Source organism: Clostridium sp. BIOML-A1, assembly GCF_009874105.1.
Classification (GTDB): domain Bacteria; phylum Bacillota; class Clostridia; order Lachnospirales; family Lachnospiraceae; genus Coprococcus.
Genome location: NZ_WWTL01000008.1, coordinates 126,195 through 147,036, shown reverse-complemented (window position 1 = coordinate 147,036; position 20,842 = coordinate 126,195). Strand labels below are relative to the sequence as shown.

The following is a 20,842-nucleotide window of genomic DNA, read 5'->3' as shown; positions in this document are numbered from 1 at the left end:
AGCAGGTATATTCCCGGATATATTTATTGTATGGTCAATTGATTGTAAAGGAGCATGATTAAGAATGCAATCAGGGGCAGGATAAAAAGTTTGCTTTTTATCCTGCCCCTGAATCTGATTATTCATTCTATTTGTCAGCATCGATTACTGTTTGAATCTGTTTCATAAGAGTGTCATAGTTATTCTGGTCATCTATACCGCCGAGCATAGGATCTCCGACAATATTACCATTTCTGTCGACAAGTATGGTTGTAGGAAATGCCATGATGTCGGAGGCATATTTACCTGCGTTTGAATCAGAGTCAATGGAAATATTGCGGTATTTGGCACCCTGACTGTCAAGAATGGCTGCAGCTTCTTTGATAGCATCTTCGTTTCCGTCAAAGGTCTCTGTGTTGATACCTACTACTTCGCCTCCCATCGATTTGATGGCATCGTTTAATTCATTAAGCTTGGACAATTCGGCGACACAAGGCTTGCAGCCGGTAAACCAGAAATTAACGACGGTTACCGCATTATTGGAAAACAGGCTTTCATCAACAGAATTACCATCAAAATCCTTACCGGAGAAACTCTTGAAAGGGGAGGTTTCTTCGGAACTGTCTTTCTGGTCAGTGCTTTCTGATCCTGTATTTTTATTTTCGATTTCGGATATCTGTTCTTCAATCTGTCTGATAGTTTCAATATCATCGGTAAGCGTTTTCAGTTCATCATCCGTAAAGGCTTCCTTGTTTGATTCTACGGTGCCGGCCAGATAATCTGCATAATTGCCGCTCGGATCAGCGTTGCTTTTATTCATCATGCCGAATGCCTTGTTCCATACATCTGCATGATCTGCAAAGATCTGGTTCTCCTGCTGATATAGATCATCCAGCTTTGTGTTGGAATTGTCCACAGCTTCAGTGGTGGATTCTGTCCGGACTTTTTGTGAATTTTCAGTGGTGGAAGCTCCTGATCCGTTACATGCTGTGAGAGATAATGCTGCACAGAGAGTGATAATAGATAGTAATGTTCTTTTTGTTTTCATAAATAATTGCTCCTTTAAATAATAGTAGTGTGGCTAATTGTTACTTGTTGATTTTGGATGATTGCAGATGTCCTTTGGGGAACATGGCTTTCCCATAAACTGGTAGTGGATTGCGTCTTTTGGACAGGCCTTTATACAGGCTCCGCATCGTATGCATTCAGGATGATTCGGAGTCTTACAGACATCGACGTCCATTTTGCATACCTTTGAACATTGGTTACATCCGACACATTTGCTGCTTTCAACCTTGATATTCATAAGGCTGACCTTGTTAAATAATGAATAGATTGCTCCAAGAGGACAAATCCATTTGCAGAAAGGTCTGTAGAACAAAATACTCAGTATAATAACCGTAATTAAAATAAGGCACTTAAAAGAAAAAAGCTTTCCGAGAGCAGACCGTATAGCGGTATTTCCAAGTGAAAGTGGTATAGCTCCCTCTAAAACACCCTGTGGGCAAATATACTTACAGAAGAACGGATCACCCATTCCTATGGAGTTCGTTACAAGCATCGGCAGAAGTATAACGAAAACGATCAGGATGATATATTTCAGGTATCTTAACGGTTTCAGTCTGGCTGTGGAAAATTTTTTCCCCGGTATTTTATGAAGCAGATCCTGAAACCATCCAAATGGGCACAAAAAACCACATATAAATCTTCCGAGGATCACACCGAGTAAAATGAAAAAACCAGTTATGTAGTACGAAAACTTAAATTTGAATGAGCCGACAACCGCTTGGAATGCCCCGATAGGACAGGCTCCGGTAGCAGCAGGACAGGAATAACAGTTTAATCCCGGCACGCATATTGTTTTCGCTTTGCCCTGATAGATTTTACCTTTAAATAAATTGGAAATATGAATATTGGTAAGCAGGGTGGCGGCTGCCTGTATCCACCCGCGCATTCTGGCTGTTTTTTTTGATAATGATCTCTTAATTTTATCCAATTCCGACACACTCCAGACATAATTTTACTGCTTTTCCGAGCACGGTGGCTGCTTCACCTCTGACAGCGCCATAGCTGATCATGGCTATTCCTGTGATGAGCAAAATGATCTGAGATATTTTTCTGCATTTCAAGATATTGTAGTTCCTTTCATTTGTTGTGTTTGTTGACCAACTGACCTGGGTATTATACAATAGCTGATGTAAAATTTTTGTTAAGAAACAGGTGAAAGATTTTTGAGATTATTAATAGTTGAAGATGAGAAACAAATATGTGATATGGTTGCGAAAAGCCTGTATGGTGTTGGGTATGAAGTGGATACCTGTTATGATGGGGAAGAAGCTCTTGAATGTATCCTTACGGAGGATTATGATCTGATCGTTTTGGATCTGAATCTGCCCGGTATGGATGGAATGGAAATCTTAAGAGAACTCAGACGGGAAAATGAGGAGACAAAGGTTATTATATTATCTGCAAGAGGACAGATTGCGGATAAGGTTGAGGGACTGGATGCAGGTGCAAATGATTATATGGAAAAACCATTTCATATAAAGGAACTTGAAGCACGTATCAGAAGTCTGACAAGAAGAAAATTTGTGCAGAAGGATGTATGTCTGGAAAGCGGCGGGATAAGCTTTGATACGATAAAACGTGAGGCATATGCAAAAGGGAAAAAGGTTTCCCTTACAAGAAAAGAAAATGGTATTTTAGAATATCTGCTTCTCAATCTGGGAAGACCGGTAAGTCAGGAAGAATTGATGGAGCATGTCTGGGATGCATCCGTGGACAGCTTTAGTGGAGCAATCAGAGTACATATGTCTTCGCTTAGAAGAAAGCTTAAGGCAGTGCTCGGATATGATCCGATTTTGAACAAGGTGGGAGAAGGGTATAAAATACGGGAGGAGGCCGACAGATGAAAAAAATGTCGCTACAGTGGAGGCTTACATGTATAATTACATTATATATTGCGCTTATATGTGGATGTCTGACTATGCTTATTTATAAAAACGGTGTGTACTATATTGATTCTCTGCAAGAGACTGTTGATGCCAGGGGAGATGATAACGGAAGCTCTTCGGATGAAATATATATCAGCATTCCGGAGGATAACTGGGATGATTTTGCAAATGATTTTTCCGTTCAGGTGTACAATAACAAGGCAGACTACAAAAAAAACAGCCTGATAATTTCAGCCTTGCTGGCGCTTCTGGGTGGTGTAGCTACGTATTTTATTAGTGGACATGCCCTAAAGCCGATTGGTAAGTTTTCTGATAAGATTGAAGAGGTACAGGCACAAAATCTGGCAGATTCACGAATAGAAGAAAACAATGTTAAAGAACTGAACCAACTGAGTGTTTCGTATAACAAGATGCTTGAACGTCTCTCGGATGCATTTGATATACAGAGACAATTTACCGCAAATGCGGCACATGAGCTTCGAACCCCATTATCTTTAATGCAGATACAGCTTGATTCATATAATTCCAATCCGCATCCGGGCAATGATGCAGATACCGAGCAAACGATAAAGATGGTTACGGAACAGAATGACAGACTCGGTAAAATGGTAAAAACCCTTCTGGATATGAGCGAGCTTCAAACTGTGGGGAGAGACGATGTAATAATGGTCAATGCTCTTGTTGATGAAGTATTGGCGGATCTGGAACCGCTTGCACAGGAAAAAAATATAAAACTTATTGGAAAATGCACGGATATAAGGATGATCGGAAGTGATATCCTTATTTACAGGATGGTATACAATCTTGTTGAGAATGCTATAAAATATAATCATTCTGGGGGACGGGTTACAGTGACCGCATATCAAAAGGAAAAACATATTTACCTGTCAATAGAGGATACCGGAAATGGAATCCCGGAGGAACTCAGGCAGCGTGTGTTTGAACCGTTCTTTCGTGTGGATAAATCCAGAAGCCGGGAGCTTGGTGGTGTCGGACTTGGACTTGCACTTGTTCATGAAATCGTAAGTGCGCATGATGGGACAATTACAGTCCGGTCTAATCCATCCGGAGGTACGATTTTTGATGTGAGTTTTACCCAGTGATCATTCCTGAAATGTGTGTGAAAAAATAAAAAAATAATTAGCACTCACCTCTTGTTATTACAGCGTAGCTTTTGTCTTAGTTCATAGAGTGCCGTAAAGTGCCTATTTACAGGCTTTTCACGGGTTTTATGAATTTATCACATTTCATCAAAAATCGTCAATATACAAAAAATTGGTGTCAAAATTGGTGTCAAATAACCTTAATTTGAGATTTTGATGAGCAACACATCAGTATAAAAAATTGAATATTTTATAGATTATGGAACGCCTAAAATGACGTTCCTTTTCTATTTCCAGCCGTTCTTATTGGACGGCTATTTTATTATCCAAAATGAAAGGAGCATTAGATTTATGAAAAAGACATGGAAACGATTGTGTACGGGCTTCTTAGCTTTTGCAACTGTCGTTACTGCTTTACCGACTATACCCGTCCATGCAGAAAGTAAGCAATACTGGACGGAAAGTGCAGAGCGTGTCGGTATCATTGAAAAAGTAATGAATGATGGTTCTATCGGTTCGACATTCAATGAGGGCTATATGAAAGTCGAGGGCGAAACTGCCTATTGTATTGACATCAATACAGATTTTAAGAACGGTTACAAGACCAGAGCTGACGCAAGCTCACGCATGAGTGCCGACCAGATTTCAGATGTGGCGTTATCCTTAGAGTATGTCAAACAGTATGGCGAAGCTCACAAGGAATTGAACTATAAACAAGTCTATCTGTTGGAACAATGTGTAGTTTGGCAGAGATTGAGCGTACATCTTGGCTGGCAATGTGATAATGTGCGAGCTTCTTATGATGAAATTCCAAAGGCAACGCAGGACGAAGTTTTCTCTGGTGCAAAAGCCTTTGTCAAAGAGAATAAAGGACGCTATGAATGTGGCGGTTATATCTACTCTGGCGAGGGGCAGGAATTGGGACAATTCTGGGCGAAGCTGAATGTCGGAAATGCGAAACTGCAAAAGACTTCCAGTAATACCAGCATTACAGACAGTAACGGGAATTACTCTGTCGCTGGTGCGACCTATGGTGTCTTTTCTGATAAGGACTGCACGAAACAGCTTGCCACCCTTACGACTGATGAAAACGGAAATACAGATGTTGTAGAGGTAAAGGCTGGCACAGTTTATATCAAGGAATTATCTGCACCAGCAGGATATAAAGTAGATAAAACTGTATATTCCTTAAAGGTTGAAGCTGGAAGGACAGCGACCTTGAAAGTATCAGATACACCGAAAGTAACAGACACTTTGATTAAGCTTTTCAAGATTGATATGGAAACACAGAAAGACAATCCGCAAGGGAACGCTTCTCTAGCCGGTGCGGAATTTACATGGAAGTATTATGCAGGCTTCTATAACAAAGACAATCTTCCTGCCGAAGCTACTCGTACATGGATTACAAAGACAATCGCTGAAACAGACAGCGACGGGACAACTCATTACATCACAAAATTAGCGGACGCATACAAGGTATCTGGCGACAGCTTCTATATGCAGGACGGCAAAGCGGTTCTTCCACTTGGAACGCTAACCGTTGAAGAAACAAAAGCTCCAAACGGCTACTTGTTAGAGGGTGCATATATGCAGACTGGCGATAAGTCCGAACAGATAAAAAGCTTATACCTTACACAGATTACCGAGGACGGCGACCTTGCCGTATTATCTGGAAGTAACCAGTTTTCCGTATCAGATAAGGTTATCCGTGGCGGTGTCAAAATTCAGAAACGAGATTTAGAAACGGGCGATACAAAGCCACAAGGAAGTGCCACTTTGAAAGATACTGCTTTTGACATCATTTCCTTAAATGATAATGCAGTATTGGTTGAGGGCAAGCTATACAAGAAAAATGAAGTCGTAAAAACTATTCGTACCGATATTGAGGGTGTCGGTTCTACTTCTGCTGACCTCTTACCTTATGGAAAATTCCGTATCGTTGAAAGTGAAGCTCCAAACGGATATTTGACAGACGGTGCAAAGCCGATTGATTTTACAATCACAGAAAATGGAAAAATCGTGGACTTAACCGACAAAGCCCATTCTATCTACAATCAGATTAAGCGTGGAGATATTGAGGGCGTGAAAATCGGTGCAGGCACACACAAACGTCTTGCTGATGTTCCCTTTAGGATCACAAGCAAGACGACGGGGGAAAATCATGTTGTGGTAACTGATGATAACGGGCAGTTCTCCACTTCTGCTGAATGGGCTTCTCACAAGCATAATACTAACGCAGGCAAGACCAGTGAGGACGGTGTGTGGTTTGGAACTTCTGAACCAGACGACAGCAAGGGTGCATTACCTTATGATACATACATCATTGAAGAAATGAGTTGTGATAGCAACAAAGGCTTTGAACTTATCCCACCTTTTGAAATCGTGGTAGCAAGAAATAATCTTGTGATTGATTTAGGGACTTTGACTGACGAATACGAAAAAGAAATCTCTATCCATACCACAGCGACCAGCAAAGACGGCGAAAAGACTATCCTTGCAGGAAAAGAGGTTACAATCGTTGATACTGTCAAATTAGACGGACTTACAAAAGGCACAAAGTATCAGTTGAAAGGCTGGCAGATGTTAAAGGAAGAAAACGCCGAGCTTATCATTGACGGGAAACGTGTAGAAAACGATTATACCTTTGTCGCTGATGATGAAGAAATGAAAGTGGAAATTTCCTATACATTCAATGCGTCTGCTTTAGGTGGCAAAAACCTTGTTACCTTTGAAGAATTATATGATTTCAGCAATTCAGACGAACCCGTAAAAGTTGCAGAACACAAAGACATTGAGGACGACGGGCAAACGGTACTTATCACAGAGCGTATCATCAAGATACATACTACCGCTACCGATAAGGACGGCAACAAAGAGCTTAAAGCAGGAAAAGACGTTACAATCATTGATACCGTAACCTTAGAGGGCTTAGAAGTCGGTACACAGTACAAACTTGTGGGCTGGCAGATGTTGAAAGAAGAAAATGCAGAACTTCTTATCAATGGAAAACGTGTGGAAAGTGATTACACTTTTATTGCTGACAGCGAAACTATGAAAGTGGAAGTTGCTTTTACGTTTGACGCTACTTCTCTTGACGGCAAACAGCTTGTAACTTTTGAGGAATTATACGATTTAAGCAATCCAGACGAGCCGAAGAAAGTTACCGAGCATAAGGATATTGAGGATAAGGGACAGACGATTACTTTTAAGGAAAAGCCAGAAGAACCAGAGAAACCCGAAACACCACCGACACCGGAAAAGCCTAACAGACCTAGCGACAGTCCCAAAACGGGCGACAGTACAAATGTAATGGTATTTATCGTGATGTTGCTTGCGTCTGCTGGTGGACTGGCTGGAACATATCTTTACAAACGCCGTAAAATGAAGAAATCATAAGGCGGTAACGGTATGAGGAAAGAAAAATCACGCTCTCCGCCGAAGCTGTCAAACGGCAGATTTTTGCTTATTCTGGCTTGTCTGCCTACAACCTGCAAGAACACGGATAGTCAAGGGTGCGTAAGCATTGATTTTACCCTTTACTATCTGGGGGATTGCTGGTACTTTCCAAACCGCCAGAATAAGAAATCACAATTAAAAAACTTATCAAATATAGAAAGAAACGAGGTAAAACAATATGGAGATGAAATATGTCGTGCCAGATATGGCACAGTCTTTTGGAACTCTTGAATTTGCAGGCGAAAGCGAGCCAGTCTTTGAAAGAGATAAAAATAATCGCAGGGTCTTAGCCAGACGAAGCTATAACCTTTATTCCGACGTACAGAAAGGCGAAAATGTTGTGGTAGAAATTCCCGTGCAGGCTGGCGAAAAGAAGTTCAAGTATGAGCAGAAAGTAAAACTTGTCAATCCGAAGTTATATGGCAGAGGTTACGCAATCGGGGATATGGGACATACCGATTATGTATTAGTTGCTGATGATATTGTAGCAGTTGAAGAAAAGTAAAGGAGTGAAGAATTTATGAGATTATCAAACGGGTTTGTTATTGACAAAGAGAAAACATTTGGAGAATTAAAATTTACAGCAGTGCGTGATGTGTTCTTACAAAATGAGGACGGGACACCGAGTACCCAGCTTAAAAAGCGTATCTATGATTTGAAGTGCAGTCTGCATGGTGGAATTATCCCCGTGTCCGTACCGCCAGAAGTACCGTTAAGGGAATTTCCTTACAATGCAGTCGTGGAGCTTGTCAATCCCGTAGCCGATACGGTATCACGAAAAACCTATACGGGTGCAGATGTAGACTGGTATGTAAAGGCAGAGGATATTGTGTTGAAGAATAAAGGCAACCAGAACGCAGGCAATCCACAGAATAATAACACGCAGGGACAACCGAAAAAATAGTAATTGATATACCTTTCAAAAAAAGTGTTGTTCAATTAAAATATACTGTTGACAATCAATGTACTGTGTAGTACGATATACCTATCAAGAAAACAGTGAGGTGAACAACATGAACTTAGACAAATGGAAATCTCAAATAGTGCGAGGTACATTGGAATATTGTATTTTGCTAATGCTGGATAAAAAAGTATATTATGGGTATGAGATTTTACAAGAATTGAGCAAATATCCTATAATTACTTCTACGGAAAGTACAGTATATCCATTGTTAAGAAGATTACAAAAGGAAAACTACTTGCAATCAACTTGGCAAGAGTCCACAGAGGGCTTGCCACCTCGTAAGTATTATTCATTAACACCAGACGGAAAAAATTATCTGGACGCTATGAATACTGAATGGGAAAATTTATTAAATGCTATGTCTGATTTGAAAGGAGAATAAAATTATGAATACTACGTTTGAAAAATACTTAGATACTATTGATAAATGTTTGAAACCACTTCCAACTTCTGAACGTGTTGATATTGTAAAGGAAATAAAAGGCTCTATTTTAGAAATGGAAAGCCAAAACCTCTCAACAGAACAAATTTTAACTAGATTAGGAAAGCCAAAAGACCTTGCAAAAGCCTATCTTGGAGATTTACTTGCAAAGGAAAACAATTTTAGCTGGAACAGATTTTTAACAGTTTGTGCTTTTTATAGCTTAGTAGGTTTTTCTGGATTGTTTGTAATACCAGTTTTAGTTATTGTTGCACCTACTTTTATTCTGTGTGGTGTTGCTTCTGCTGTATTAGGGATTATAAAATTAGTAGATTATTTATTACATTTGAATATTCCTTATGTAGATTATATTGGTTTTCAATTTGGAAATACAGCTTTAAGCCCTATCCCAGTATTTATCTTATCACTAATCACGGGGATAATCTTGTTCTTATTAGGACGAGGTGCATGGAAGTTATTGATTACCTATTGCAAAGGTATTAGTAAAACTAAAAACAATTTATCAATTTAATATGTATGTGTATTTAAGCAGTTAGTCTTAGGATTGACTGCTTTTTCACACCCAGAAAGGAGTGATTGATTTATGCGTAAGATTTGGAACAAAGGACACCGTATCAGAGCCAGCGACAAGCACCTTGTCTACCACTTTTCCATAGGGACGCTTCTGTTTTTGTTCGTAGCGGTTCTTCTGCTACTGAATATCAAACAGCTCATGCGTACCGATTGGGAGCATTTCAGCTTGTTAGAGAACGGCTTGACGCTCTCCCCTTACAACTTCATAACCATACTGATAGCGACTGGTGTTTGTGCATTGGTCGCTTTTCTGTATTACCGCTTCTGTTACGACAGTTTCAAGAAGCTCCTGCACCGTCAAAAGCTGGCAAGAATGATACTGGAAAATAAGTGGTATGAAGCCGACACCGTACAAGACAGCGGTTTTTTTACTGACCTGCAAAGCAGATCAAGGGAAAAAATCGTCTGGTTTCCAAAGATTTATTATCAAATGGAAAAGGGACTGCTTCATATTCGCTGTGAAATTACGCTGGGAAAATATCAAGACCAGCTTTTACGGTTAGAGGATAAATTGGAAAGTGGCTTATATTGCGAGCTGACCGACAAGACCCTGCATGACGGCTATATCGAATATACCCTGCTTTATGATATGATAGCGAACCGCATTACCATTGATGAAGTACGGGCAGAAAACGGCTGTCTTAGATTGATGAAAAATCTTGTCTGGGAATATGACGCACTCCCTCACGCCCTTATCGCTGGTGGGACTGGTGGCGGTAAAACCTATTTTCTGCTGACGCTCATTGAAGCCTTACTGCATACAAACGCTGTCCTTTACATTTTAGACCCAAAGAACAGCGACCTTGCGGACTTGGGAACAGTCATGCCAAACGTCTACCATACTAAAGAAGAAATGATAGATTGCGTCAATGCCTTTTATGAGGGCATGGTACAGCGAAGTGAGGAAATGAAGCGACACCCGAACTATAAGACGGGCGAAAACTATGCCTATCTGGGACTGCCACCCTGCTTTCTTATCTTTGATGAATATGTAGCATTTTTTGAAATGCTGGGGACGAAAGAAAGCGTGAGCCTGCTTAGCCAGTTAAAGAAAATCGTCATGCTGGGACGGCAGGCTGGATATTTCCTTATCGTTGCCTGCCAGCGTCCAGACGCAAAGTATTTCTCGGACGGGATAAGGGATAACTTCAATTTCCGTGTGGGACTTGGGCGTATCAGTGAATTAGGTTACGGTATGCTGTTCGGTTCAGATGTGAAAAAGCAGTTTTTTCAGAAGCGTATCAAGGGGCGTGGCTATTGTGATGTAGGAACAAGCGTCATAAGTGAATTTTACACGCCTTTAGTCCCAAAAGGACATGATTTTTTGCAGACTATCGGCTTTCTTGCACAAGCAAGGCAGGACGGGACGGCGACGTGCGAAGCGAAAGGCGACGGCACGGACTAGCCGTTGCTGGTGTGGCGTTAGCCACGCCAGCAGGTAAAACCCCTCGGTATCTAACAGAGGGGTACGTTTGCAAATAGACAATAGACAAAAAACATAGGAAACATAAGGCTTCTGGTATGATTTCCTAGCAAAATTCAGTTGTGAAGTCGCTTAAAAAAACTTCACACTTTACAGATTGGGGGTATGGTTCTGAATGAAGAACAATGGATAAAAGAATTACGGGAGAAACGGGTTGCTTACGGTATCTCGCAAGGCAGACTGGCGGTGGCTTCTGGTATCACAAGAGAATATCTCAACAAGATAGAAAGCGGAAAAATGAAGCCGTCAAAGGAACTTCTGGAAACTCTGCATAAGGAACTGGCAAGGTTCAATCCAGAAGCACCGCTTACCATGCTGTTTGATTATGTGAAAATTCGTTTTCCCACGCTGGATATACAGCATATCATCAAAGATATATTAAAACTGAATATCAATTATATGCTCCATGAAGATTACGGACATTACAGTTATACGGAGCATTATTCTTTAGGGGACATCTTTATCTATACGTCGGCTGACGAAGAAAAAGGTGTCCTTTTAGAGTTAAAGGGGCGAGGTTGCAGGCAGTTTGAAAGTTACCTGCTGGCACAGCAAAGAAGCTGGTATGACTTCCTCATGGACGCACTCATAGACGGGGGCGTGATGAAACGTATCGACCTTGCTATCAACGACCATACGGGCATTTTAGATATTCCAGAGCTTGCGGAAAAATGCAGAAAACGGGAATATATCGGAAAATCCAGAAGTTATAAGTTTTACCAGTCGGGCGAGCTTATTAAGCACAGAGAGGACGACAGAGAATATATGGGACATACCCTTTATCTTGGTTCGCTGAAATCAGATGTGTATTTCTGTATCTATGAAAAGGACTATGAGCAGTATGTCAAGTTAGGGACACCGCTTGAAGAAGCCGACATTATCAATCGTTTTGAGATACGGCTTAGAAATGAACGAGCCTATTATGCAGTACGAGATTTGCTGACCTATTATGACGCAGAGCAGACCGCCTTTTCTATCATCAACCAGTATGTGAGGTTTGTTGATGAAGAACCAGACAAGCGAAAAAATGACTGGAAACTCAATGAACGCTGGGCTTGGTTTATCGGCGATAACAGACAGAGCTTGAAGCTGACGACAAAGCCAGAGCCTTACACCTTAGACCGTACATTGCGGTGGGTACAACGGCAGGTAGCACCGACCTTGAAAATGCTGAAAAAGATTGATAAAGGAAACGGTACAGACTACATGGAAACAATCGAACAGCAGGCAAAGCTCACAGAAAAGCATGAAATGATAATCAAACAGCAGACGACCCCTGCAAAAGATTTGGTGGAAAGTTAGGAGTGATAAAAAATGTGGGTATTATTAAAAGACTTCCTGCTGGTATCTATGGGAATGGGTATCGGCGTAGTCTTGATGTGTATTTTGAATGTCGGCAAAGAAGCTGACTATGAAATGAAATAATTAAAAGAAAGCGAGGACAATTAAATGAATTTCGGACAAAATTTGTATCAATGGTTTTTATCAAATGCACAGAGCTTGGTGCTTATGTCGATCGTGGTTATCGGTATCTACTTAGGTTTCAAGCGTGAGTTTTCCAAACTTATCGGCTTCTTGGTAGTTGCCTTAATTGCTGTCGGCTTGGTATTCAATGCTGGCGGTGTGAAAGATGTACTGTTAGAGCTGTTCAATAAGATTATCGGTGCATAAAATATTGAAATTATCTTTAATTGCAGAGCAAAAAATGATATGATAACATAAAATCTTTCATAAAAACAAAATACATTCTTTCGTGCTTTTTAAGATTTTTACTGTATCATTTTATTTAAAATTACTGTGAAAGGACGATTACTATGTTATCTACAATTTATGCTTTGCTATGTATTATAGTTCCTTGTTCCTTATACCAGCTTATTATTTGCAAGCGTCAAAACAAAAAACAAGAAAACAAAGCAATTCATTTTGTATGGGTATATATTTTTCTGTTATATATCTACTTGACGTTCTCTGTTGCAGGTATAGGTAGTATTTGGGATATTGGACATTATGATACGATTATAAGATTAGAGGAAATCAATTTATTACCGTTTCAGTCTGAGGGGATAATGACTTATGTTTTAAATATTATAATGTTTTTACCTCTGGGCTTTTTAATTCCTTTAATTTGGAAACGATACAGAAATCCTCTGAAAATTTTTATGATAGGCTTCGGTTTTTCATTATCCATTGAACTTTGCCAGTTATTCAATCGGAGAAATACAGATATTGATGATTTAATGATGAATACGCTAGGGGCAGTTATTGGATATTTTATTTGGAAATTGACAAAAAGGTTATTTAAAAATATTAACCATAAATCTATTTCTCTTTCTAAACTAGAACCTATTGTATATTTAACTCTTGCAGTTTTAGGAGAATTTCTATTATTCAACTGGAGAATTTTTCTCTAGTGCTAACAAAAATATTTACACAAAAGGCAGTTAGTCTTAGGATTGACTGCTTTTTTCGTACCTAAATTTCAGATTGGAGTGATGAAATGAACGATGTTTTTAAGGATATGCAGGTAAAAGTTGGTTGCGATTATCTTTCTGACCTGCCCTCTTACAAGCGTAAGGTGTGGCATGAAATGAAACGACTGAACCCTGCCAACTATGAAGAAAGACAGTTAGAAGATTTTTCAAAGTATGTGTTTGGTATGTCGTACCAGACCATAAAAGATGTGATGAAACAACAGAAAGGACGTGAGGAACAATGCAGGAAACAAGGGTACTGGTGGAAACGAGAGGAACAACTGGCGAAGAAACAATATCATACTGGTTCGACTTGCCGATAGATGTTGCCGAGTTTGAAGAAAAGTTAGGTATCGGTGCAGAAAGTGGGGATTACCGTATTATCGAAAAGGTGTTGCCTTATGCTGATGAAGTCCACGAACATACAAGCGTGTACCAGCTCAACGAATTAGATTTTATGTACCGCCAGCTTTCAAGCGATATGCAGGAAGAATATGTATCACTACTTAAGGTGTTTGAGAATTTAGAAGCACTTTATATTTGCAGGAACGTGATTACGGTTTATCCCAACTGCAAAAGCATGATTGATGTTGCAAGGCAAAAGTTGATGAACGACCCGACATTTAAGCATTTATCCGAGGACTGTCAAGAATATTACTTTGACTTTGAAGCCTATGCTTCTCACTTGCAGGAACACGGGAAATTTTTAGTAACAGAACACGGTATCTTTGAACTGCCAGAGTAAGAAATGAGGTGGTGCTTATGATTGATGATATGGCGGTTTACATTGCTAATCTTGGCAAATACAATGAGGGCTATTTAGTCGGTGCTTGGTTCACGTTCCCCATTGACGAAGAAGATGTGAAAGAAAAAATCGGCTTGAATGAACAGTATGAGGAATACGCAATCCATGATACCGACAACTTCCCCATTGCGATTGGCGAGTATGTTTCCATTGAAGAACTTAATGAGATGTATGAAATGATAGAGGAACTTCCCGACTATATCGTAGAGTGTCTGGACGAATTTATCAGCCACTACGGGACGCTGGAAGAAGTCGTGGAACACAAGGACGATATTTATTATTATCCCGACTGTGAAACCATGACAGACGTTGCCTACTACTACATAGACGAATTGCAGGCACTTGGGGATATTCCACCCAGCTTGCAGAACTACATTGACTATGAAGCCTACGGGCGAGATTTGGATATGGGCGGTTGCTTTATTGAAACAAGCCGAGGTATGTGCGAGATACCATATTAACGCTGGAAGATCAGCGACAAGCATTGTTGCTACTGACAGCGTATTTCTCTTTTAAGGGACAGTCTGAAAATGGCTGTCCTTTTCTCTTTGAAGAATTTACGAAAGGAGCTGAAAGAACTTGAAAAAGATTAAATCTTATACGGGTATCTGGAACGTGGAAAAAGTCTTGTATGCAATCAATGACTTTAACTTGCCCTTTCCCGTTACTTTTACACAGATTACATGGTTTGTGATTACAGAATTTATCATCATTCTGTTTGGGGATATTCCCCCACTTTCCATGATTGAGGGAGCATTTCTCAAATACTTTGGTATTCCCGTTGCTCTCACTTGGTTTATGTCGCAGAAAACCTTTGACGGAAAGAAGCCGTACAGCTTTTTGAAATCACAGATAACCTATGCCCTGCGACCTAAAATCACTTATGCAGGAAAAGCCGTAAAACTGCATAAGCAGATACTCAATGAAACAATCACGGCAGTAAGGAGTGTGAACTATGTTCCCGATAAAATATATTGACAATAACCTTGTCTGGAATAAGGACAATGAGGTGTTTGCTTATTATGAGCTGATACCGTACAACTATTCTTTCTTATCCGCAGAGCAGAAATTTATCGTGCATGACAGCTTTCGACAGCTCATTGCACAGTCCCGTGAGGGTAAAATTCATGCGTTGCAGATTGCCACAGAAAGCTCAATACGAAGTATGCAGGAGCAGTCAAAGAAACTGGTAACGGGAAAATTAAAGGAAGTTGCCTACCAGAAGATAGACGAACAGACCGAAGCGTTAGTATCTATGATTGGGGATAATCAAGTGGACTACCGCTTTTTTCTTGGCTTTAAGCTCATGGTTACGGAAGAACAGCTCAATCTGAAGAACATCAAAAAATCGGCGTGGCTGACGTTCACGGAATTTCTCCATGAAGTGAACCATACGCTGATGAATGATTTTGTTTCCATGCCGAATGATGAAATCAACCGTTACATGAAAATGGAAAAGTTACTGGAAAATAAAATCTCCCGTCGCTTTAAGGTGCGTCGCTTGGAAATCAATGATTTTGGGTATCTCATGGAACATCTTTACGGCAGGGACGGTATCGCTTATGAAGATTATGAGTACCAGCTACCAAAGAAAGAATTGAAAAAGGAAACGCTGATAAAATACTACGACCTTATCCGTCCGACAAGGTGTGTGATTGAGGAATGCCAGCGGTATTTACGATTGGAGCATGAGGACAAGGAAAGCTATGTGTCTTATTTTACCGTCAATGCGATTGTCGGGGAGCTCGATTTTCCGTCAAGTGAAATCTTCTATTTCCAGCAACAGCAATTTACTTTTCCCGTTGATACTTCCATGAATGTAGAAATCGTGGAGAACCGAAAAGCATTAACGACAGTTCGCAACAAGAAAAAGGAATTAAAAGATTTGGATAACCACGCCTATCAAGCAGGAAGTGAAACCAGCTCAAATGTGGTGGACGCATTAGACAGCGTGGACGAGCTGGAAACGGACTTAGACCAGAGCAAAGAAAGTATGTATAAGTTAAGCTACGTCATACGGGTGTGTGCACCCGATCTTGACGAGCTGAAACGCCGTTGTGATGAAGTCAAGGACTTTTACGACGACCTCAATGTAAAGCTGGTGCGTCCTGCTGGGGATATGCTGGGGCTTCATTCTGAATTTCTTCCTGCCAGCAAGCGATATATCAATGATTATGTGCAGTATGTAAAATCAGACTTCTTGGCAGGGCTTGGGTTTGGTGCTACCCAGCAGTTAGGGGAAAACACGGGTATCTATATGGGTTATTCCGTTGATACGGGAAGAAATGTGTATCTGCAACCGTCCCTTGCCAGTCAAGGTGTAAAAGGTACAGTAACAAACGCCCTTGCTTCTGCTTTTGTCGGTTCGCTTGGCGGTGGGAAGTCGTTCTGCAACAATCTTCTGGTGTATTACTCCGTTCTCTTTGGGGGACAAGCGGTTATTTTAGACCCAAAATCAGAGCGTGGCAACTGGAAAGAAACACTCCCAGAAATCGCCCATGAAATCAATATCGTAAACCTTACCAGCGACAAGGACAATGCAGGACTTCTTGACCCATTCGTGATTATGAAGAATGTAAAAGACGCTGAAAGTCTGGCAATCGACATCTTGACATTCCTTACGGGTATTTCTTCTAGGGACGGCGAAAAATTTCCCGTACTTCGTAAGGCGGTGCGTTCCGTTACCCAAAGCGAAAAAGGAGGACTGTTACACGTCATTGAAGAATTGCGAAAAGAAGATACACCAGTATCAAGAAATATCGCAGACCATATCGACAGTTTTACGGACTATGATTTTGCACACCTGCTGTTTTCGGACGGTACGGTAGAAAATGCTATCAGTCTGGATAATCAGCTCAATATCATTCAAGTAGCCGACCTTGTACTGCCAGATAAAGATACCACTTTTGAGGAATACACGACCATTGAATTATTGTCGGTGTCTATGCTGATTGTGATTAGTACCTTTGCCCTTGATTTTATCCATTCGGACAGAAGCATTTTTAAGATTGTCGATTTGGACGAAGCGTGGGCGTTTTTAAATGTGGCACAAGGCGAAACCTTATCAAATAAGCTGGTGCGTGCTGGACGAGCTATGCAGGCAGGCGTTTATTTTGTTACCCAGTCTGCCTATGACGTGTCAAAGGAAAGTCTGAAAAACAATATCGGCTTGAAGTTTGCATTTCGTAGTACCGACTTGGGCGAGATAAAACAGACCTTAGAATTTTTCGGTATCGACAAGGACGACGAGAACAACCAGAAACGGCTTCGTGATTTGGAGAACGGACAATGCTTATTGCAGGACTTATACGGGCGTGTCGGTGTGGTGCAGATACACCCAGTCTTTGAAGAACTGCTACACGCCTTTGATACCAGACCGCCCGTACAGAGAAATGAGGTGGAGTGATGAAAGAAAGGATAAAAGGTGCGTTCACAAAAAAGAAGATTTTCCACTTTCTCAAAATGGCTCTGTTCGTGGTGGCACTCTCCCTTATCCTGCTTTCACTTCTGGGGACGGTGGCTCATGCGACGGGGCTTGTGGACGATACCATAAACGCAGAAAATCTTTACTCAAAATATCCCCTTTCCAACTACCAGCTTGATTTTTATGTGGATAATAGCTGGTCGTGGCTTCCGTGGAACTGGCTGGACGGTATCGGAAAATCGGTGCAATACGGGCTTTACTGCATTACCAACTTTGTCTGGACGATAAGCCTTTATTTAAGCAATGCTACGGGCTATGTGGTGCAGGAAGCCTACAAACTTGATTTTATTAACGATATGGCAGACAGTATCGGAAAAAGCATACAGACCCTTGCAGGTGTAACACAGAACGGCTTTTCTTCTACGGGCTTCTATATCGGTTTTCTGCTTCTCATTATCTTAGTGGTGGGACTTTATGTTGCCTATACGGGACTGATAAAAAGAGAAACCAGCAAGGCACTTCACGCCGTTATCAACTTTGTGGTGGTATTCGTGTTGTCTGCTTCATTTATTGCCTATGCTCCCGATTACATCAAAAAGATAAATGAGTTTTCATCAGACATCAGTACCGCTTCACTTGACTTGGGAACAAAAATCATGCTCCCCAACTCTGACAGTGAGGGCAAGGACAGCGTGGACTTGATACGGGACAGCTTATTTTCCATTCAAGTGGAACAGCCGTGGTTACTCTTACAATTCGGGAACAGCAACGCAGAGGAAATCGGGACAGACCGTGTGGAAGCTCTCGTATCGGCAAGCCCAGAGGACGAGGACGGCAAGACCAGAGAGGAAGTCGTGAAAACAGAAATCGAGGACAACGACAACAACAATCTGACGATACCGCAGGTCGTGAACCGTTTAGGCATGGTGTTCTTCCTATTGTTTTTTAACCTAGGGATAACGATATTTGTATTCTTGCTTACGGGCATGATGTTATTTAGCCAGATACTTTTTATTATCTTCGCTATGTTTCTGCCTATCAGTTTTCTACTCTCCATGATACCGAGTTATGAAAGCATGGCAAAGCAGGCAATCGTAAGGGTGTTTAATACCATAATGACACGGGCAGGAATAACGCTCATTGTAACGGTGGCGTTCAGCATTTCCAGTATGTTTTATAACATATCTACGGACTATCCGTTTTTCATGGTGGCGTTCTTGCAGATAGTGTGTTTCGCTGGTATCTACATGAAGCTGGGCGACTTAATGAGTATGTTCTCTTTGAATGCTAACGACAGTCAAAGCATGGGACGAAGAATTTTCCGCAGACCATATCTATACTTGGCACATAGGGCTAGACGTATGGAAAGACGGCTTGCTGGTGCGGTTACTGCTGGCGGTGTCGCTGGTGCGGTGGCAGGTAGCACGATTTCAAACAGAAAACCGACAAGGAACACAGCTACAAAAGACAGTCGGGGCAATACCACTTCCAGCATGGGACAGCGTGCAGGCTCAAAGGTGGGTGCTGTCTTAGATACGAAAAATAAAGTGAAAGACAAGGCAAATGCTGTCAAAGAAAATATCAAGGATATGCCGACACAGACCGCTTATGCGGTGTATTCCGCAAAGGAAAAGGCAAAGTCCAGCGTGTCCGACTTCAAGCGTGGCATGGTGCAGGAACAGCAGTCCAGACAGACGGGACGATTGGAAAAGCAGGAACAGCATAGACAAAATATCGCTGACAAGCGTATGGAGCTTCAAAAGGCACAAGAAACAAGGCAGGCACAGCGAAAGGCTGACGGATCAGCGACAACGGGAGCTACCCGTCCCCATGAGCGACCAGCCACAGCTTCAACCATTCCAAAGCCGAGTGTTGAAAAAACGCAGGAAGTCAAACGTCCTGCCACAGCGACCACTTCAAAAGCAAGCGAGCCAGTCAAGACAAATGTTATCAAAGAGCGTCCATTATCTTCTGGTGCTTCTGATAGGAAAGCGACCCAGTCTGCACAGCCAGTACATAGGCAGAATGTAGAAAAAGTGGTATCGCAGGAAACACGCCAGAATTACACAAAAGACCGTAGGACAAAGGTTCAGCAGACGCAAACCGTCCAAAAGAACCAGCAGACAACAGAGAAAACTCGTAACCTTGTGATGAAGAAAGGACAGAAGAAAAAATGAAACTGAAACATATCGCTATCATTGGCAGTCTGTTTCCTATCCTCTTTTCTATGGTGCTTTTCTTTGGTGTGTTGATTAGTGCGGACAGCGACGACGAGAACAGCAACTTTTCTTCTGGCATTACGGGTATGAATTTGTCCGCAGAAGTCTTGAAACATCAGCCTATGGTAGAAAAATACGCCAGAGAATACGGCATTTCCGAGTATGTCAATGTGCTATTGGCTATCATTCAAGTAGAAAGTGGCGGTACGGCAGAAGATGTTATGCAGAGTTCGGAAAGTCTTGGCTTACCGCCCAACTCTTTAGATACGGAAAGCTCAATCAAGCAGGGGTGTAAATATTTTGCGTCCCTGCTTTCTTCCTGCAAAAATCAAGGTATCGACGATTTGAATGTAGCGATACAGTCCTATAATTACGGCGGTGGCTATGTGGGATATGTGGCTGGAAACGGGAAAAAGCATACCTTTAATCTTGCAGAAAATTTTGCCCGTGAGAAGTCGGGCGGTAAAAAAGTAACCTACACCAACCCGATAGCCGTTGCGAAGAACGGGGGCTGGCGGTATGGCTATGGAAATATGTTCTATGTGGAATTAGTCAATCAATATTTGACTGTGGCACACTTTGATAATGCGACAGCACAAGCGATTATGAATGAAGCGTTGAAATATCAAGGCTGGAAGTATGTGTATGGTGGCAGTAACCCGAACACTTCCTTTGATTGTAGCGGACTTGTGCAATGGTGCTATGGAAAAGTTGGTATCTCCTTACCGAGAACCGCACAAGCACAGTATGACGCTACCCAACATCTTCCGCTTTCGCAGGCAAAGGCTGGGGACTTGGTGTTTTTTCATTCTACCTATAACGCTGGTTCGTATGTAACCCATGTGGGAATATATGTGGGAAATAACAAAATGTACCATGCAGGCGACCCGATAGGATATGCAGACCTAAGTAGTAGTTACTGGCAACAGCACTTAATCGGTGCAGGACGAGTAAAACAATAGAAAGGAC

The 20,842-nt window shown here is 41.4% G+C and carries 22 protein-coding genes; 19 read left to right on the top strand and 3 right to left on the bottom strand.

The window, feature by feature from the left end; all coding sequences use genetic code 11:
* Positions 1 to 127: 127 nt before the first annotated feature.
* From GT641_RS08265 to GT641_RS08255, 3 genes are read right to left on the bottom strand one after another with little or no spacing between them, the layout of a single operon-like run.
* On the bottom strand, positions 128 to 1,027 hold the full coding sequence (locus GT641_RS08265; protein WP_008401067.1) for a TlpA disulfide reductase family protein: 900 nt from the start codon (positions 1,025 to 1,027) through the stop codon (positions 128 to 130).
* A gap of 33 nt (positions 1,028 to 1,060) precedes the next feature.
* Complete coding sequence (locus tag GT641_RS08260; RefSeq protein ID WP_008401068.1) at positions 1,061 to 1,933, bottom strand: 4Fe-4S binding protein; 873 nt, start codon at positions 1,931 to 1,933, stop codon at positions 1,061 to 1,063.
* Between the two features lie 34 nt (positions 1,934 to 1,967).
* Positions 1,968 to 2,111 (bottom strand): CD1871A family CXXC motif-containing protein, encoded by a 144-nt coding sequence (locus tag GT641_RS08255; RefSeq protein ID WP_044945191.1) that lies wholly within the window; start codon positions 2,109 to 2,111, stop codon positions 1,968 to 1,970.
* 99 nt (positions 2,112 to 2,210) lie between these two features.
* On the opposite strand from GT641_RS08255, the gene GT641_RS08250 reads away from it, so the two are divergent.
* From GT641_RS08250 to GT641_RS08155, 19 genes are all read left to right on the top strand, one after another.
* A complete protein-coding gene (locus GT641_RS08250; protein WP_008401070.1) occupies positions 2,211 to 2,891 on the top strand; it encodes a response regulator transcription factor in 681 nt (226 codons plus the stop codon).
* Between the two features lie 74 nt (positions 2,892 to 2,965).
* Entirely contained in the window at positions 2,966 to 4,036 is a 1,071-nt protein-coding gene (locus GT641_RS08245) for a HAMP domain-containing sensor histidine kinase (protein ID WP_342413210.1), read from the top strand.
* A 351-nt stretch (positions 4,037 to 4,387) separates the two neighbouring features.
* A complete protein-coding gene (locus tag GT641_RS08240) occupies positions 4,388 to 7,432 on the top strand; it encodes an SrtB-anchored collagen-binding adhesin (protein WP_161117267.1) in 3,045 nt (1,014 codons plus the stop codon).
* Between the two features lie 238 nt (positions 7,433 to 7,670).
* The gene (locus GT641_RS08230) at positions 7,671 to 7,997 is read left to right on the top strand and encodes a YdcP family protein (RefSeq protein WP_005339720.1); all 327 of its coding nucleotides are present in this window, start codon (positions 7,671 to 7,673) and stop codon (positions 7,995 to 7,997) included.
* A 15-nt stretch (positions 7,998 to 8,012) separates the two neighbouring features.
* Positions 8,013 to 8,396 (top strand): YdcP family protein, encoded by a 384-nt coding sequence (locus GT641_RS08225; protein WP_007286209.1) that lies wholly within the window; start codon positions 8,013 to 8,015, stop codon positions 8,394 to 8,396.
* A 109-nt stretch (positions 8,397 to 8,505) separates the two neighbouring features.
* Positions 8,506 to 8,838: a PadR family transcriptional regulator gene (locus GT641_RS08220; RefSeq protein ID WP_007286208.1), complete on the top strand. Its 333-nt coding sequence runs from the start codon at positions 8,506 to 8,508 to the stop codon at positions 8,836 to 8,838.
* Between the two features lie 4 nt (positions 8,839 to 8,842).
* Positions 8,843 to 9,409, top strand: a complete 567-nt coding sequence (locus GT641_RS08215) for a DUF1700 domain-containing protein (protein WP_161117266.1) — start codon at positions 8,843 to 8,845, stop codon at positions 9,407 to 9,409.
* Between the two features lie 72 nt (positions 9,410 to 9,481).
* On the top strand, positions 9,482 to 10,876 hold the full coding sequence (locus GT641_RS08210) for an FtsK/SpoIIIE domain-containing protein (RefSeq protein ID WP_161117265.1): 1,395 nt from the start codon (positions 9,482 to 9,484) through the stop codon (positions 10,874 to 10,876).
* Between the two features lie 183 nt (positions 10,877 to 11,059).
* Positions 11,060 to 12,256, top strand: a complete 1,197-nt coding sequence (gene mobT / locus GT641_RS08205; RefSeq protein ID WP_032551265.1) for a MobT family relaxase — start codon at positions 11,060 to 11,062, stop codon at positions 12,254 to 12,256.
* Positions 12,257 to 12,268: 12 nt separating this feature from the next.
* The gene (locus GT641_RS08200) at positions 12,269 to 12,379 is read left to right on the top strand and encodes a DUF3789 domain-containing protein (protein WP_054752734.1); all 111 of its coding nucleotides are present in this window, start codon (positions 12,269 to 12,271) and stop codon (positions 12,377 to 12,379) included.
* A gap of 24 nt (positions 12,380 to 12,403) precedes the next feature.
* Positions 12,404 to 12,625, top strand: a complete 222-nt coding sequence (locus GT641_RS08195) for a hypothetical protein (RefSeq protein ID WP_003060793.1) — start codon at positions 12,404 to 12,406, stop codon at positions 12,623 to 12,625.
* 143 nt (positions 12,626 to 12,768) lie between these two features.
* Positions 12,769 to 13,365: a VanZ family protein gene (locus tag GT641_RS08190; protein ID WP_006857107.1), complete on the top strand. Its 597-nt coding sequence runs from the start codon at positions 12,769 to 12,771 to the stop codon at positions 13,363 to 13,365.
* 86 nt (positions 13,366 to 13,451) lie between these two features.
* A complete protein-coding gene (locus GT641_RS08185) occupies positions 13,452 to 13,748 on the top strand; it encodes a hypothetical protein (RefSeq protein WP_054752736.1) in 297 nt (98 codons plus the stop codon).
* Positions 13,667 to 14,170: an antirestriction protein ArdA gene (locus GT641_RS08180; RefSeq protein ID WP_161117264.1), complete on the top strand. Its 504-nt coding sequence runs from the start codon at positions 13,667 to 13,669 to the stop codon at positions 14,168 to 14,170. The genes GT641_RS08185 and GT641_RS08180 overlap by 82 nt, the downstream gene beginning before the upstream one ends.
* A gap of 17 nt (positions 14,171 to 14,187) precedes the next feature.
* On the top strand, positions 14,188 to 14,691 hold the full coding sequence (locus GT641_RS08175; protein ID WP_002323345.1) for an antirestriction protein ArdA: 504 nt from the start codon (positions 14,188 to 14,190) through the stop codon (positions 14,689 to 14,691).
* A gap of 118 nt (positions 14,692 to 14,809) precedes the next feature.
* Positions 14,810 to 15,208 (top strand): conjugal transfer protein, encoded by a 399-nt coding sequence (locus tag GT641_RS08170; RefSeq protein WP_003061368.1) that lies wholly within the window; start codon positions 14,810 to 14,812, stop codon positions 15,206 to 15,208.
* A complete protein-coding gene (locus tag GT641_RS08165; protein WP_117628730.1) occupies positions 15,186 to 17,636 on the top strand; it encodes an ATP-binding protein in 2,451 nt (816 codons plus the stop codon). Before GT641_RS08170 ends, GT641_RS08165 begins: the two co-directional genes overlap by 23 nt.
* On the top strand, positions 17,636 to 19,831 hold the full coding sequence (locus tag GT641_RS08160; RefSeq protein ID WP_117628731.1) for a YtxH domain-containing protein: 2,196 nt from the start codon (positions 17,636 to 17,638) through the stop codon (positions 19,829 to 19,831). The genes GT641_RS08165 and GT641_RS08160 overlap by 1 nt, the downstream gene beginning before the upstream one ends.
* Entirely contained in the window at positions 19,828 to 20,835 is a 1,008-nt protein-coding gene (locus tag GT641_RS08155) for a bifunctional lysozyme/C40 family peptidase (RefSeq protein WP_117628732.1), read from the top strand. Before GT641_RS08160 ends, GT641_RS08155 begins: the two co-directional genes overlap by 4 nt.
* Positions 20,836 to 20,842 lie beyond the last annotated feature (7 nt).

Bases quoted from the DNA above. Each gene is read 5' to 3' on its own strand.
- GT641_RS08265 (WP_008401067.1), bottom strand. From the start codon at position 1,027: ATGAAAACAAAAAGAACATTACTATCTATTATCACTCTCTGTGCAGCA.
- GT641_RS08260 (WP_008401068.1), bottom strand. From the start codon at position 1,933: ATGCGCGGGTGGATACAGGCAGCCGCCACCCTGCTTACCAATATTCAT.
- GT641_RS08245 (WP_342413210.1), top strand. From the start codon at position 2,966: ATGCTTATTTATAAAAACGGTGTGTACTATATTGATTCTCTGCAAGAG.
- GT641_RS08240 (WP_161117267.1), top strand. From the start codon at position 4,388: ATGAAAAAGACATGGAAACGATTGTGTACGGGCTTCTTAGCTTTTGCA.
- GT641_RS08230 (WP_005339720.1), top strand. From the start codon at position 7,671: ATGGAGATGAAATATGTCGTGCCAGATATGGCACAGTCTTTTGGAACT.
- GT641_RS08225 (WP_007286209.1), top strand. From the start codon at position 8,013: ATGAGATTATCAAACGGGTTTGTTATTGACAAAGAGAAAACATTTGGA.
- GT641_RS08220 (WP_007286208.1), top strand. From the start codon at position 8,506: ATGAACTTAGACAAATGGAAATCTCAAATAGTGCGAGGTACATTGGAA.
- GT641_RS08215 (WP_161117266.1), top strand. From the start codon at position 8,843: ATGAATACTACGTTTGAAAAATACTTAGATACTATTGATAAATGTTTG.
- GT641_RS08210 (WP_161117265.1), top strand. From the start codon at position 9,482: ATGCGTAAGATTTGGAACAAAGGACACCGTATCAGAGCCAGCGACAAG.
- mobT (WP_032551265.1), top strand. From the start codon at position 11,060: ATGGTTCTGAATGAAGAACAATGGATAAAAGAATTACGGGAGAAACGG.
- GT641_RS08200 (WP_054752734.1), top strand. From the start codon at position 12,269: ATGTGGGTATTATTAAAAGACTTCCTGCTGGTATCTATGGGAATGGGT.
- GT641_RS08195 (WP_003060793.1), top strand. From the start codon at position 12,404: ATGAATTTCGGACAAAATTTGTATCAATGGTTTTTATCAAATGCACAG.
- GT641_RS08190 (WP_006857107.1), top strand. From the start codon at position 12,769: ATGTTATCTACAATTTATGCTTTGCTATGTATTATAGTTCCTTGTTCC.
- GT641_RS08185 (WP_054752736.1), top strand. From the start codon at position 13,452: ATGAACGATGTTTTTAAGGATATGCAGGTAAAAGTTGGTTGCGATTAT.
- GT641_RS08180 (WP_161117264.1), top strand. From the start codon at position 13,667: ATGCAGGAAACAAGGGTACTGGTGGAAACGAGAGGAACAACTGGCGAA.
- GT641_RS08175 (WP_002323345.1), top strand. From the start codon at position 14,188: ATGATTGATGATATGGCGGTTTACATTGCTAATCTTGGCAAATACAAT.
- GT641_RS08165 (WP_117628730.1), top strand. From the start codon at position 15,186: ATGTTCCCGATAAAATATATTGACAATAACCTTGTCTGGAATAAGGAC.
- GT641_RS08160 (WP_117628731.1), top strand. From the start codon at position 17,636: ATGAAAGAAAGGATAAAAGGTGCGTTCACAAAAAAGAAGATTTTCCAC.
- GT641_RS08155 (WP_117628732.1), top strand. From the start codon at position 19,828: ATGAAACTGAAACATATCGCTATCATTGGCAGTCTGTTTCCTATCCTC.